Genomic DNA, 275 nt, shown 5'->3' on the forward strand with positions numbered 1-275 from the left:
ACCCTTTTAAACCTCTTCGTCTAACAGCTACAGTGAAATACCGCTGAACGACATAAAACCAAGTGACATCAAACCAACAGTAATGAAGGTTATGCCAAGACCACGAAGGCCTTCTGGTACGTCGCTGTATTTCAACTTTTCACGGATGCCAGCCAGAGCTGCAATTGCTAGAGCCCAACCAACACCTGCACCCACACCATAAACCACTGATTCACCGAGGTTATAGTCACGCTCTACCATGAATAGAGACGCACCCATAATTGCACAGTTCACCG

At 46.9% G+C, this 275-nt stretch carries 1 protein-coding gene; it reads right to left on the reverse strand.

Going from position 1 to position 275, the window contains the following annotated elements:
- Positions 1-27 precede the first annotated feature (27 nt).
- Positions 28-275, reverse strand: a 248-nt coding sequence (locus A3739_RS07865) for an Rnf-Nqr domain containing protein (RefSeq protein ID WP_304440266.1), incomplete at its 5' end; no start/stop codon positions are given.

Source organism: Oleiphilus sp. HI0067 (genome assembly GCF_001635735.1).